The 14777-nt window shown below is 39.8% G+C and carries 13 protein-coding genes; 5 read left to right on the top strand and 8 right to left on the bottom strand.

Annotated elements, in window-relative coordinates:
• The 5 genes from R5R67_RS16280 to R5R67_RS16260 all read right to left on the bottom strand — a co-directional run.
• On the bottom strand, positions 1-326 hold a 326-nt coding region (locus R5R67_RS16280), incomplete at its 3' end, for a TetR/AcrR family transcriptional regulator (protein ID WP_318754997.1).
• 682 nt (positions 327-1008) lie between these two features.
• Positions 1009-1500 carry a flavin reductase gene (locus tag R5R67_RS16275; protein ID WP_002061574.1) on the bottom strand — a complete coding sequence of 164 codons (492 nt, stop codon included), beginning with the start codon at positions 1498-1500 and terminating at the stop codon, positions 1009-1011.
• A gap of 185 nt (positions 1501-1685) precedes the next feature.
• Positions 1686-2729, bottom strand: coding sequence for a methionine synthase (locus R5R67_RS16270; protein ID WP_000735356.1), 1044 nt, complete (start codon positions 2727-2729; stop codon positions 1686-1688).
• 21 nt (positions 2730-2750) lie between these two features.
• The gene (locus tag R5R67_RS16265) at positions 2751-3737 is read right to left on the bottom strand and encodes a DUF1852 domain-containing protein (protein ID WP_000031355.1); all 987 of its coding nucleotides are present in this window, start codon (positions 3735-3737) and stop codon (positions 2751-2753) included.
• 366 nt (positions 3738-4103) lie between these two features.
• On the bottom strand, positions 4104-4976 hold the full coding sequence (locus R5R67_RS16260; protein ID WP_000572814.1) for a LysR family transcriptional regulator: 873 nt from the start codon (positions 4974-4976) through the stop codon (positions 4104-4106).
• 255 nt (positions 4977-5231) lie between these two features.
• Between R5R67_RS16260 and R5R67_RS16255 the strand changes: the two genes are divergently transcribed.
• The gene (locus tag R5R67_RS16255; RefSeq protein WP_000807298.1) at positions 5232-5840 is read left to right on the top strand and encodes a LysE family translocator; all 609 of its coding nucleotides are present in this window, start codon (positions 5232-5234) and stop codon (positions 5838-5840) included.
• 101 nt (positions 5841-5941) lie between these two features.
• Here the strand turns inward: R5R67_RS16255 and R5R67_RS16250 are convergent, their stop codons facing one another.
• Complete coding sequence (locus R5R67_RS16250) at positions 5942-6967, bottom strand: fatty acid desaturase (RefSeq protein ID WP_085943420.1); 1026 nt, start codon at positions 6965-6967, stop codon at positions 5942-5944.
• A 215-nt stretch (positions 6968-7182) separates the two neighbouring features.
• On the opposite strand from R5R67_RS16250, the gene R5R67_RS16245 reads away from it, so the two are divergent.
• Entirely contained in the window at positions 7183-8190 is a 1008-nt protein-coding gene (locus R5R67_RS16245) for an AraC family transcriptional regulator (protein WP_001136632.1), read from the top strand.
• A gap of 57 nt (positions 8191-8247) precedes the next feature.
• Here R5R67_RS16245 and R5R67_RS16240 read toward each other — a convergent pair whose 3' ends face one another.
• Positions 8248-9615, bottom strand: a complete 1368-nt coding sequence (locus R5R67_RS16240; protein WP_001033447.1) for an amidohydrolase — start codon at positions 9613-9615, stop codon at positions 8248-8250.
• A 33-nt stretch (positions 9616-9648) separates the two neighbouring features.
• Positions 9649-11034: a hypothetical protein gene (locus R5R67_RS16235; RefSeq protein WP_001012247.1), complete on the bottom strand. Its 1386-nt coding sequence runs from the start codon at positions 11032-11034 to the stop codon at positions 9649-9651.
• A gap of 298 nt (positions 11035-11332) precedes the next feature.
• On the opposite strand from R5R67_RS16235, the gene R5R67_RS16230 reads away from it, so the two are divergent.
• From R5R67_RS16230 to R5R67_RS16220, 3 genes are all read left to right on the top strand, one after another.
• A complete protein-coding gene (locus R5R67_RS16230) occupies positions 11333-12262 on the top strand; it encodes a LysR family transcriptional regulator (protein ID WP_000403826.1) in 930 nt (309 codons plus the stop codon).
• 278 nt (positions 12263-12540) lie between these two features.
• Entirely contained in the window at positions 12541-13851 is a 1311-nt protein-coding gene (locus R5R67_RS16225; protein WP_000383636.1) for an MFS transporter, read from the top strand.
• A gap of 92 nt (positions 13852-13943) precedes the next feature.
• Complete coding sequence (locus R5R67_RS16220; RefSeq protein ID WP_000749509.1) at positions 13944-14738, top strand: substrate-binding domain-containing protein; 795 nt, start codon at positions 13944-13946, stop codon at positions 14736-14738.
• The last annotated feature ends 39 nt before the right edge of the window (positions 14739-14777 follow it).

Below are 14777 nucleotides of genomic sequence, written 5' to 3'. Positions count from 1 at the left end.
AAAACTGCTTTAAGCAGCAAATGATATAGGCTGTTTAAATTTGTATGTAAAACAATAATTTCTTTGAGTTTATCTTTTTGGGTGTAGTAACGGCTTGAGTAAATAATCGAGAGCACTTCTTCTTTGAGTAGGCTTTTTTGAAAGGCGATGCACATTTCAATCAGGCGTTCTTTGGAGCGGAAGTAGTTGTAGAACGTGGCTTTCGGTATTTTGGCTTCTTTGATAATGAGGTCTACGCCTGCATTGTGGAACCCATGCGTAGTAAAGAGTTGGATGGCAGTTTGAACAACCTGTAATTTTTTGGAAGATATTTCTAAAGTTGGCATAGTTTTACCGTTATAAATTCTTGTTGTTTCTAAATGAGATAAAAAGCCTGTGCCCTTTCTGGGAGAAAAAAAGGCACAGCAAAGCCATAAGACGGTGCTTGGCACATCTCAAGTTTTATTGTTGATATAAGTTTTTAGCCGTAATGACTTAAAGTCTGAAAAGCGGTTAAGCCTCCAAACTGTTTAAAGATGAATTAAGTGGTGTCGTTATAGCTTTTGGCGCTCAAGGCCAAGAAATGATGGATGTGCATAGCCAACTCCTGATTTTGGGAGTTCTGCCAAAGCATTCATTTGGAATTATGGTGGCAGAACGAAAGGGGGTTAGCAGACTGGCTCAAGACCCAGCACACCCGAAGGTGTCCCCCTTCCGTCCTACCGCTACAAAAAGGGAGACGAACGGGTCTACATCAAAAAAAACGAGTTTTTTCAATGTTCTTGAGCGCGGTCTGCTAAAACCGGCTGGCAATGTGGCCAGCACGCAAAGCATAATCTGAGAGTTGAGATGTGTCAATGTAGCTTTAATGACAAGTGATTAAATTTCTTATTGTTTTTCATTAGATTAACTTAATTATTATTTAAGATATTATATTTAATTATATTTTTAAAATTAAACAGAAGCGATCCGTGCTTATTGATTTCTTAATGAGTCTTTTATTATGAAACAACGAAACAATAAGTGGGATTAGACAGTCTCTGTCTGCCCCACTTGGTGATAAGCGCGGTTAAAGTAAACCAAGCTTTGGTCATGTTGGCTTTGTTTAATCGCCACAATCGGACATATAAAAATCGTGTGTGTGCCGACTTGTTGAATTTGCTCAATCTCACAATCGAAGCTCACCAAAGCATCTTCCAACACAGGTGAACCCGTTTCTAACTCAATCCATTCGCCATGTTTAAAGCGTTCTTCTGGTGTGAGCTTAGATGAAAATGCTTTTGAAATATGTTCGTGGTGCGCGCCTAACACATTTACGGTTAAGATTTTGTTATCTAGGAAATGTGCATGTGAACTCGCAGCTTGGTTCATACAGACCAATAATGTCGGCGGTGTGTCAGTCACACTACAAACAGCAGAGGCAGTAAATCCAAAACGGCCAGACATGCCTGCCGTGGTCACAACACTAACCGCACTTGTGAGTAAAGACATTGCATTTCTAAAGTCTGTTGCTTGAACCATGACATTATTCCTAAATTGAACCGTACCTTTTCCTGTGTGTTTGCTATACCGCCCAACTCCATCAGGAAGGTACTATCGACATGCGTTCTGATTAGAGCGACATGTAGTAAGTAAAATGAGGGTTACTTGTTTGATTATCAACCACCATCAAAAAAGTAACCCTTTATACCACTTATTGGTAAATATTAAGCAGTAAGATCATAACCCGTCAGTTCTCGGCGAACGATTTCTGCACCTGCACTTAAGGCATTTAGCTTGCCGCGTGCCACTTCACGAGAAAGAGGCGCCATACCGCAGTTTGTGCACGGGTAAAGCTTGTCTGAGTCTACAAACTGAAGCGCTTTACGTAGTGTGTTGGCAACTTCTTCCGGTGTTTCAATCTGGTTTGTTGCAACATCAATTGCACCCACCATGACTTTTTTACCACGAATAAGTTCAAGCAAGTCGATTGGCACACGCGAGTTGTGACATTCTAACGAGATGATATCAATGTTAGAAGTTTGAAGTTTCGGGAAAGCTTCTTCGTACTGGCGCCATTCTGAACCGAGTGTCTTTTTCCAGTCAGTATTGGCTTTAATACCGTAACCATAGCAAATGTGCACCGCAGTTTCACATTTTAGACCTTCAATTGCACGCTCTAAAGTTGCAATCCCCCAGTCATTTACTTCGTCAAAGAATACGTTAAATGCAGGTTCGTCAAACTGGATAATATCTACACCAGCAGCTTCTAACTCTTTCGCTTCTTGGTTCAAGATTTTGGCAAATTCCCAAGCAAGCTTTTCACGGCTCTTGTAGTGACCATCGTAAAGCGTATCAATCATGGTCATTGGGCCAGGTAATGCCCATTTAATTGGCTGATCAGTTTGCTGACGTAAAAACTTTGCATCTTCAACAAACACAGGCTTTTGACGAGACACCGCACCTACCACAGACGGTACGCTTGCGTCGTAACGGTCACGAATACGAACTGTTTCGCGCTTCTCAAAATCTACACCATTTAAGTGCTCAATAAATGTCGTCACAAAGTGTTGGCGGGTTTGTTCGCCATCGCTGACAATATCAATGCCCGCAAGTTTTTGTTCGTGAAGTGCTAAACGTAACGCGTCTTTTTTACCTTCAACTAAGCCTTCGTTTTCGAGTTTCCACGGCGACCAAAGCTTTTCAGGTTCTGCAAGCCAAGACGGTTTCGGTAAGCTGCCAGCAGTTGAAGTCGGTAATAACTTTTTCATAATAAATGACCTATATGTTGATTAATTAGGAGCGTAATTCGCAGACCACTGCTCAAGAATCGCTTGGTATGGTTTGATAAATTGCTCTTCAACAAACTTCCCCTGCTCAATAGCCAAACGGCTACGTTCTTCACGGTCATACACAATTCGAGTAAGTGAATAATCTTGGTGCTTCAAGCTTGGTTGATAAGACTTTCCAGCCACTGAATTTGCATTGTAAATTTCAGGACGGTAAATCTTTTGGAAGGTTTCCATCGTACTAATGGTACTAATCAACTCAAGGTTGGTGTAATCACTCAACAAATCGCCAGTAAAGTAGAACGCTAACGGCGCAACGCTATGCGGCGGCATGAAATAGCGAACTTTTAAGCCCATTTTTTGGAAATATTCATCAGTTAATGAATAGTCTTCTTGCTTGTATTCGACCCCTAAAACAGGATGTTCGTTTTCAGTACGGTGATACACCTTACTTGTTGAAACGCTTAGGCAAATGACTGGTGCCTTTTTAAAGTTGGCTTTATAAGTCTCAGAGTTAATAAAGCTCTTAAACAAGTTACCGTGCAATTCGCCAAACTTTTCTGGCGTGCTAAACGTAGACTTGTTTTTGTTGTGGTCTAACAACAGCACACTAAAGTCATAGTCACGTACATAAGACGAGAAGTTGTTACCTACAATGCCTTCGATGCGTTCATTGGTCTTTTTATCAACAATATTGGTTTTCAATATTTCGATTAAAGGAAGCCCGCTAGTACGGTTTTCGGCATCAATATTCATTTCAACTGAAATGATTTCAAGTTCAACGCCATAGCGGTCGCCCTTAGGGTTGTCCCAATGAGCTAAGGCATTGAAGCGATTGTCGATCATCCGTAATGTGTTGCGCAAATTTTCTTCGCGGCTCATCCCTCTCGCCAAGTTAGCAAAGTTGGTTGTAATACGCGTATTGTCTGCTGGACGATAGTTCTCATCGAAACAAATACTCTTAATCGTAAATGTAAATTCTTTACTCATTGTGATCAGTACCCTAATTTCTGAGATAAACCTAAAAAATCTTTTTGCTCTTTTTGAACTTTCCAGCCTTATCAGTTTTGTGCCTTGTGGTCTTATCAAAAGTGAATAACTGGAGCGCTTCAGAGCATGGATAGATTTATACCGCAATCACAACATGAATAAAAATGATTTAGTCTCATTCAAAACTGAGTGAAATTCATGTTTAGGGTTTTATAAATAAGTATGAAGTTAAATATTTTTCATCTTAGAGAAGTTTAGACAGTAGAAATTCAATATACAGCACTCGCTTTGTTGTGCCTGAAAATTTAGAATTTATGATTATTTTCAATTAATTAAATCATTTTTCTTTAAATAAAACAGATAAGCCTAAAGCAATTTATGTTGACTCTCATTCATCTCTGCTTTTAGCCATTCTAAAAATAGGGTTTTGCGTGGATCTTCCTCAAAAGCACGATGAGAAAGTAGAAAATAGGCTGAACCATCTTGAACGACTGGTGAATTTTTTTGCAGTAAGTTCCACTCAAGCTCTTTTTCAATCATATAAATTGAGATGACTGTCGCGCCAAGTCCCGCCAAACAACCTTCTAAACATAGATAAAAATGTTCGAGTTCAACTTTGGTGTAGCCTTTTAAACTTTGCTTTAGCTCAGCAATGCGACTCATACTTTTGAAAAAATTTGGTCTAGAGGTCGAAATGAGTACGTCGTTGGTTTCCGATGGCTTAGTTGCTTGAACTAGAGCGATATATTCATCGGCAATCTTTTCGCCATAAATATGCTCTCCCCAATCAAAGTCATTTCTACGAATCGCAATATCAATATTATCTTTTTCAAAATCAACCACACCGCCTGCTGTGAGTAGCACAACCTCAAAATCATGCCCGAGCTTTTTAAATTTTGATAGCCGTGGAATGAGCCATTTCATAGAAAGAGTCGGTTCACACGACAAAACCAGTTGCTTGTTTTCGGTTTTGGGTTGGCTGAGCTCTATTAAACATTCATCGAGTTGACCAAACACCTGATGGCAACAACTCAATAAAATTTCGCCCTGCTTAGTCATTACAAGCGTTTTATTTTTTCGGTCGAATAAAGACGTATTTAAAGCTTCTTCTAAATTATAAATCTGTTTACTGACCGCACTTTGCGTCACAAATAATTTCTTTGCAGCTAACGTGACACTGCCATACTTCGCCACAAAATAGAAAAATTTTAGTGAATTCAGCGATATTCTTTCGATCATTCCAAAAACTCATAGTTATGTTGTCGTTTTTATCGATTTTTATTTTTAGGTTTCTGTTCAAAATAAAAATCATCTTTATTAAAACCTATTTTAGATGATGAAAAATATTTTAAATATCTATATCTATCTTCATAAATGTAAAGACCCAATCTTTCTCACGAAAAGAATAATAGCTTTCAGTAAAACAGCTCTCCTCTCGAATCCATTCCAAAAAGTACAGATAAAACCGTTCGTTTTCAATGAGGGTGCAAGATAATGGCTGAGTTTATTGCGGTTATTCTCATTACGATTTTGGCAGTGGTTAGCCCCGGCGCTGACTTCGCGATCGTTACGAAAAATAGTTACTTGTACGGCAGAAAAATAGGTGTGTTTACTTCACTTGGAATATCGCTTGGCGTGTTGGTGCATGTCACCTACACATTAGTTGCCGTTGCCTTTGTGATGACTTATACGCCGCAAATTTTGAATATTGTTAAGTATATTGGCGCGCTTTACCTGATCTATATTGGCTATAAAACTTTTACTCAAAAACCTGTTTTAGACGCTGTTGCTTTAAACGCTATAGGCAGTTTTCAAGCGATAAAATACGGCTTTTTTACTAACGCCCTGAACCCTAAAACCACGCTATTTGTGATTAGTACCTATACACAAATCGTGAGTTTAACTACGCCTAAAACCATTCTTTTGGCTTATGGCTTTTTTATGTCATTTGCCCATTTTGTATGGTTTTCACTTGTGGCTGTACTATTTTCATCTATGCTACTGAGACAGAAAATGTTAGCCAAGCAAGTCCATATTAATAGAGTGATTGGTTCTATTTTATGTGTCTTAGGTGTGATTTTGCTTTTTACTAAGTTTCAGTAGAGCCGCTTAATTTTTAAGAAACTCCATAGTGAGTTTATGGTTAATGGACTGAGCGCTTCGTACAGAAATCAGTCCATTTGAGTGAGATAAAAAGCTATGTTTTAGCTTTTTGATTCTGATAAATTATTTATATTCCAACGGTTTGCTCTTTTAAAGGTTCCCACGTCGTTAAACCGAACCCCCATATCACGCATAACTTTATGTGCAACTGGTGCAGTCATTTGACGAATATAGAATGGTTCTTTCACCACAAAATGGTGGATGGCATGCGTTGAACCAAAGTTAAAGCAAAACAGTTGGAACGGCATCATCCACCAAGGTTTTAACACCTGAGTTTGCTGAATGACATTACCCAATTCGACATCGCCGTAGTAATGCATATTGCTAGTCACAAAGTGCAAGCAGAAGGTACGCAGTACATTCGGTGCAACCCAAACAACAGTCAAAATATTAACCACATGCATAATATTTAAAGTGGTAGCTGACCAAGCAATCGGTGCATTCGCCCAACTTAAAACAGCATCTACTGCATGAAAACCTAAAAAGATATACCACAGCGACCAATGAATAATTCCTAACGGAAAATAAGCCATAAATGCACGTTTAAAAATTACTTTTCTAACCGTCCAATTGCTTGCAGAAATAATACGGAACAAGACAGCCAAGCCGTTATCACCAATCGCGATGAGACGACGTATGCTCCACTGTTCTCCGTTGGTTAAAGCTCTTTCTTCTAAATCAACTTCGGTGCCTGAGTTTTTATGATGGTTAAAATGCAGCTCACGACGTTTCCACGGGTTAATGGTACTTGGTCGAGCTAACCAGACTAAACCCATCATTAAATGATGTGCCCATGGTTTCTTTCTAAAATACATCCAGTGAATCAGATCATGCTCTAACTCATGCGTGAGCGATGCAAAAAAAGCAATAATCGGAATAGCAAACCAAGCTGAAAGTTGATGATTTATATAGAGCAAGGCAGTCGCTATCATGCCGACCAAAGATATAAATAGAATCATCGCCCCAATGGCATTTTGATGATTCAAAATAGGATGGCGTTTGCGTAAAGCCACGCCTTCTGCTGTTACTACTTTTTTAATATGTTCGGTTTTTTCGCTATCGGTCATTCCGGCAGGATTTTTATAAATATAGGTCATCCGTTATTCCTCAGTTTTCCATGCCCCTACTTTATTTAGATCACCCTAAGTGTGCTTAGCTCGAAACGCCAATCTATTGGCTATGGATGCCAAAATAAAAAGATTCAGAATAAACAAAAGATTTTTTAGTTTTGAATCTTTTATACTGTTCAGAGGAATATGAATCACAAGTTATAGGACATAACATGCCACAGACAGCAACGGCACTGGCTAGCTGGGTGAAAGCGATTCAAAAAGCGCTCGAAAAAGCCGGTGTTGATAGTCAACCTTTATTAGAACAAGCAGGTTTAGATATTCAGGCTCTGAGTAATCCTGATGCACGATATTCATTAAAACAAACAGCAAATTTATGGAAATTAGCAGTTCAGAAAACTCAAGATTCATGTTTTGGCCTTAAAGTTGCCAGCCAAGTCAATCAAAATACTTTTCATGTGTTAGGGCATTCACTGATTACCAGCACCACCCTAAAAGAGATGTTTCTAAGAATTATTCGTTATTTTCGTGTGGTTACGGATATTCCAGAGCTAGAGTTTTATGGGCAAGGAAATAATCATTATTTCGTTATTCATGTTCCCGACGAAGTTCAGCCCGAGTCAATAGATGCATTTATTTCCGTTTTTATTCGCTCAAGTCGTGCCTTACAAGGCTCTGTTTTTTCACCCTTACGCATTGAACTTAGACGCTCAGAGCCAGAAGATCTAGAAACTTTTCAGAGTATTTTAAAAGCCCCGATTGTGTTTAATGCACCCAAAGATATGATTGTGTTTGATACGGCAACGATAGAACAACCACTAGAAGGTGCAAATCCGACTCTCACCCAAGAATATGATGAAATTATTAATCGTTATCTGGCACGGCTCGATAAAGAAAATATATTGGCACGAGTGAAAGTAAAATTAATCGAAAAATTATCTACAGGTGATTTCCAACAACAAGACGTTGCGAAAAGTCTGGGCTTAAGCATACGAAGCCTGCAACGCAAACTTTCTGCCGAAAACACCTCTTATAGTGAATTGCTGGATCAGACTAGGCATGAGCTCGCCTTATCGTATATTAAAAACTCAAGCCATAATATTACTGAGATTGCTTATATTCTTGGCTTTACCGATGTCAGTAGTTTTACCCGCGCGTTTCGCCGCTGGACCGATTTATCACCTATCCATTATCGAGAAAAATATCTGGCTTGCTCTTAACTTTTAAAAACTTAGATAAAAAAGATGCATGTGAATGCATCTTTTTTTATGAGTAACTTACTTTTTAGTAAGCAGTTCTAGCATCGAAACTGTAGTGACTTTAGCACCCACTGGCAAAGCTTTTAAGTCAACAATGTAGTTTGGACTATGTGGAATATAAGGCACAGGTTTGCCTTGTTTGACTGCATTTGCAAACACAACTGGGTCTGCCACACCAATAAACATAAAGTTAAAAGGAATGTCTTTTTGGTCGCCTAATAAATGATGAACATCTTCTGATCCCATAACCGCGGGATACTCAGTTAGAACATGTTTATCGCCCAATAGTGCTTTTAAAGGCCCATTTAAACGTGCCGAAAATTCTTTATTGTTAACTACAGGTGTGCTCGAACCTTTAAACGTAAAGGTAGGTAATTGATCTTTACCCATCCCCTGCATTTGGGCCGCACCTTCACTCATAGACTTAATATTATTTAGCATGGTTTCACGCACTTTAGGATCAAACCAGCGCAAATTCATTTTGACCAATGCAGTAGAAGGAGTTACGTTATTCGAGTTTCCAGCTTGGATTGAGCCAATCGATAACACTGCCGCTTGTTGCGGATCAACTGCATTACCCATAATGGTTTGATATTGAGTCACTGCGTTTGCAGCCATGCTAATCGGGTTCTTGGTGAGCATTGGTAATGAACCATGTCCACCCACACCTTTAAATAAAACATCAAGCTGATCGGTTCCCGCCATACGTGGCCCCGGTGCATTGATGACTACGCCTACAGGTGCAGGCGTGGTATGCACTGCAAAGAAATAATCAGGTTTTGGTAAGTTGTATTTTGTCCATAAGCCATCGGTCACCATAGCTTTTGCACCTGTGATCGGTTCTTCGGCAGGTTGCGCGACTAAAATAATAGTTCCGCTCCATTCCTTTTTTAAAGCGACTAAGGTTTTTGCCATGCTAAGCATCCATGTCACATGTGCATCATGACCGCACATATGTGCTACAGGTGTTTCAGTTCCATCATCGAGTTTTACACGTACCTTACTCGCATATGGTAAACCAGTCGCTTCTTCAACAGTGTTGGCATCCATATCGGCACGGTACATGACTGTTGGCCCTTCACCATTTTTTAAAATGCCAACCACGCCTGTTTTAGCTATTCCCGTTTTAACGTCAAAACCTAGTGACTTAAGTTCTTTGGCAACAATTGCTGAAGTACGCGTTTCCATGAACCCAAGTTCAGGGCGCTCATGAATGTCTTTATAGACCTTATTTAACCACCCTGTTTGCCCATCAATAATGGTTAAAGCTTTTTGCGAAACCTCCGGCAAAGTTGTTGGACTTGCTTCCGCATGAAGGAGAGTTCCATAACCTGAAATCAAAGTCGACAACCCTAAAAACATACCGTTTTTAATGATTTTATTCATGTAATTAAAACCTTATAAATGACTGATTTAATTTTAAAATTTATATCCAATTTTTAAGCCATAGCTGACTGAGTGGTTATCCTTAAACTCACCTACATAATAGTCACTACCCGCCTGTGCGCCAAGCTGAGCTTTTGCATCGCCTAACCAGTAATACTTCACACCACCAGAAATAAAGTATCGCGATGTCGGGCTATATTGAGCACCCACGCCCAAGTTGTAATACCCTTTAGTTGGGCCACCCGTTGAGACTTTATCACCTGCTCCAGAGTCCCATCCAACTGACACAGAACCTAACCATTTTGGCAAAAAGCGTTGTCCTAAACCCAAATTTAAAGACCATTGGTCGTCATAATAATGAACCAAATTAAAACCTTCCGGACGGCTTGGCGTTGATAGTACGCCAACAACTTTTGAGATCTCACCGAAGCGATAAGGTTGCAAAGCAAGATCACTCCAATTTACCCAGCGTAAACTACCAAATAGTAACGTTCCCTGACGCAGTCCAGTCTGGAACTCCAAATTCACTGAATCAGGAGATTTAAATTTTGTTGTACCTGTATCTTCTTGTTCTGGCAAATTAGCAATAATCTGATTTAAGTAAGCTTTCTTTTGTGGAGTCATCTGACCAATAGAAATCATGAAATCTAGATGCTGATTAACTAAATCACGACCTTGTTGAGTGCTTAACATATCAATTAAAGGAGCGTTTTCAGTCGCGTTTACTTTATGGGTAATGGCTGAACGGTAGGTTAATGAGACCTTCACAGCTTTTTCTGGAATCTGGTAGGCAAGCCCTGCTAACCATCCCAAGTCACCTACAGTTTTGGTGTGAAAGTCATAGCCGTTATAAAGACTAAATACATTACCCCTTAATTCAACCTGACTTTTAAAAGTTTGATAGACTGGCCCCGCATAAAGATTCCAGTTTTTTGTGGGTTGGTAACCCAAAATGAAGCTTAAATTTTGTATATCAAATTCTGATTTTGCATTTCCTGTAGGAGCATGGCCCAATGTAGCGCTGGCAAGCCCTGTGGTTGTAATTCCAGGTAACATAACGGTATCTTTTGGCGTTGCAACGAAGCCATTTACACCTGAATATTCCGTGTCAGCACCAAAAGGCTGATCATATAACAGACCAAATGAATACTGCGGTGCCAACTGTAGTTTTAACGCTGCCGTAGGCCGATAATCGGTATTGGCGATATCTGAAATTGAATGATGTGAAGGGTTGGTACCCGACTCTACACCACTTAAATCGGCATCTGTTATTCCTAAACTTGCTTCAAAATAGTTGCCCGGTTGTAAAAATGCCGCTACAGACTGCCCTGTTTTATCAAATGCAGCAGCATGTAATGTGCTTGTGCAAATCGATGCTATTCCTAAGATAAATATTTTTTTATTCACAACAAAATTCATAGATCCATCCTGGATATTTTTTTATTTTGATTCCTCACTTTATGTAGATTTGAACGATTATGCTTAGCTCAAAACGCCAATAATTTGACCGTAGATGCCATATTGAAAAGTTATAGTTTGTGTAGCTACAACATGGATATTATTTTTCAATCACCCTAAAAACGATTGTTCTTTTAAAATGAGAAGTTATTTTTTTAAGAACTTTTTGCCTGTATTGCTGTTAATATTAAAACGCATGATAGATTTCCCAATCCTTCATATCTCTATAAATCAAGGATGATGAGCGAATACATTTATTATGGAAATCAAGCAAATAAAGTATTTTTTGACGGTCGTTGAATCAGGCAGTATTGGAAAAGCTGCCCAAAAACTCGATGTGGGTGCTTCAGCGATTAGTCAGCAAATTAGTAAGCTCGAGCAAGAGTTAAGCATTCGCTTATTACAGCGTAATGCTTTTGGTGTGACTCCAACTCCTGCTGGCCTTGCCTTTTTAAAGCACTCTCAACTTATTTTGCGTCAAGTGAACTTCGCCATAGATGCTGCACATTCAGCACGGCTTTCCGGTCATGTCAGCCTTGGTTTTCCACCGACCATTACCGCTTTAATTGGCATCCCTTTAATGAAACTAATGTCTGAACGTTATCCAGATATTCGTTTAGAGATTGTGGAAACCCTGTCGGGGAACCTGATTCAGTCGATTAATTCGCGTCAGCTTGATATCGCCATTATTTTTACCAATGAAATTGATAAACAGTGGTCAATTCAACCTTTGGTACGCGAGCAAATGTATTTAATGGCACGCAAAGAAGTACTCGAAAAATACGGACTTAGCGAATGTATTAAAAGCGGAATTATTCAGTCGCAGCAAATTGGCGATATTCCTTTAGTGCTGCCACGTCAACGCCATAGCTTAAGAAAACTGCTTGAGCACAAGATTGGACAGCTTAATGTCGTCTATGAAATTGATGGCTTGCATTTGCTTATGGACAGCCTGATTCATCTTGACCTTGCAAGTGTGAGGCCCGGAAGTGCTTGCTTACAAGAGTATAAACACAAGCTGCAATTGCTTAAGGTGGTCGACCCTGAAGTTGAACGAATTAACTATTTGGTGAGCCTTGCCGAAGAAGAATTATCACCTGCTGCACTTGCTGCCAAGTCAGCCATTAAGGCATGTGTGAAAGAGTTGATTCAAAACCAGATTTGGCCATGTTCTGAAATTATTTTATAAAGGGTCATTAATTTTTCTAAATACCTAATTAATTTTCTCCTCTCACTCCCTCCTGCTTTTTAAGATTACATTTTCCTTCGAATGATAAGTGGTTTTCTGTTTATCGAAACATAGATGTGTAGTTTGAACTGGAAACAAGGCATCACATTTTCTACGAAGGACACCTTTAAATCTCATCTCTAACCCATTTCCTATTTAGGTTTATTGATTGAATCAGTTTACGTCCAAACCTTGAAGATCGTGAATGTTTCCATTTTGTTAGGCCAAGGAGGTCTCCAATGGATGTCGTTAATAACCGTAGGGCTACTTTTAAAAAAATATTAAATGTAACGAGTGGCAACTTTTTAGAACAGTACGATTTTTTTCTTTTTGGTTTCTACGCCACCTATATCGCAGCAAAGTTTTTCCATTCTGATAATGAATATGTCTCTTTAATGATGACATTTACCGTGTTTGCTGCGGGTTTTCTTATGCGTCCTCTCGGCGCTATTTTCTTGGGTGCCTATGTCGACAAAGTCGGTCGTCGTAAAGGTTTGATTGTCACTTTAAGTCTTATGGCAATTGGCACCATCTTAATTACCTTTGTGCCGGGTTATGAAACCATTGGTATTATCGCGCCAATTTTGGTGGTCATTGGGCGTCTATTACAAGGCTTCTCGGCAGGTGTTGAATCTGGCGGTGTTTCAATTTACCTCGCTGAAATTGCAACCGATAAAAACCGTGGCTTTATTACTAGCTGGCAGTCTGGTAGCCAACAAATTGCGGTTGTATTTGCGGCCTTACTTGGTTACTGGCTCAACACCATTTTAACTCATGCTCAAGTAGGTGAATGGGGCTGGCGTATTCCGTTCTTAATTGGCTGTTTAATTATTCCTTTAATCTTCTTGTTCCGTCGTACTTTAGAGGAAACTGAAGACTTTAAAGCGCAAAAAACTCATCCATCTTCAAAAGAAATTTTCAGCACGCTTGTAAGCAACTGGCGTATTGTACTTGCCGGCATGATGATGAGTGCCATGACCACTACTACGTTCTACTTTATTACGGTTTACACCACCGTGTATGCAAAACGCACTTTAGAAATGTCGGTAACAGATAGCCTTTTAGCAACCGTGTTTGTAGGTTTGTCGAATTTCTTCTGGTTACCAATGGGTGGATTACTTTCCGACAAAATTGGTCGTCGTCCAGTATTAGTGGGTATTACGACACTTGCGATCTTTACCAGCTATCCGGTTTTAAGCTGGTTGGTGAGCGACATTAGCTTCTCAAACCTACTTATTACCCTTGCTTACTTCTCGTTCTTCTTTGGTATGTACAACGGCACTATGGTCGCAACGCTTGCCGAAGTGATGCCAAAACGTGTACGTACCGTTGGCTTCTCTTTAGCATTTAGTCTTGCAGCCGCGATTTTTGGTGGTATGACTCCAATGGCTTGTACCTTCCTTGTCGAAAATACAGGTAATGCAAGCACACCAGCGTTCTGGCTCATGCTCGCTGCGGTATGTAGTCTCATCTCAAGCTTGTATTTATGTCGTGGTTCTAAACAGAAAGATCCTGACGCAATTGCTGAACCTGCAAAGGTTAGCGCTTAAAACAACTCATTCCTTAACCTGAAATTTTAATAAACAGTACGGCAGACCTTAAATCTCCGTACTGTGCTTTCTTGCAATTCAAGTGAGGCACTATGAAAAAGTCCCCTATCTTCATAACCATTTGCCTAGCTGGTGCAGGCTTAGGATCTACATTTGCCAATGCAGATACGCTCGAAGTAATTAGCTCAGGCGGTTTCTATTCATCTATGGAAAAACTCATTCCAATATTTGAAAAGCAAACTGGTCACACGGTTCACCTCTCATCTGGTTCGTCTATGGGTGAATCACCGACTGCAATTCCAAATCGACTCAATCGTGGTGAACGTTTTGATGTCGTTGTGTTGGCTGCTCCTGAACTAAGCAAACTCGCAGAAAAAGGTTATGTTGACCCAAACTCACAAAGCGCTTTGGTGAATTCAAGCATTGGCATGGCTGTGCCTAAAGGTGCACCAAAACCAGATATTAGCTCTGCGGCAAAATTTGAAAAAGTTTTATTAAATGCCAAACACATAGGCTATTCAGCAAGTGCGAGTGGTACACATCTTGAAAAAGATGTTTTCCCAAGCTTCCCACCTGTCGAATACAAAGTAATTTCTAGTAAAGCAGAAAAAGTGGTAGGCGACCGCGTTGCAAAACGTATTGCCGAAGGCCAGTTTGATATTGGTTTCCAGCAAATTAGTGAAATCAAACCTTTTACCGGCAAATATGGTCAAGTTGAGTTAGTTGGTCCAATCCCTGCGCCTTACCAAAAGGTTACCGTATTTGCTGCTGGTATTGGTAAAAACTCGGAACATGCAAAAGTCGCAAAAGAACTTATTCAATTTGTGAAATCGCCTCAAGCGACACAAATTATTGAAGAACAGGGTCTTGAGCAGGTTAAACAATAAAAGCTCTAAAAGGCAGCATTTTGAGAGGATGTTGCCTTT

The organism is Acinetobacter sp. OYA S30 (assembly GCF_033599315.1).
Taxonomy (GTDB): Bacteria; Pseudomonadota; Gammaproteobacteria; order Pseudomonadales; family Moraxellaceae; genus Acinetobacter; species Acinetobacter baumannii.
This window is presented reverse-complemented; position numbering and strand designations above follow the sequence as displayed.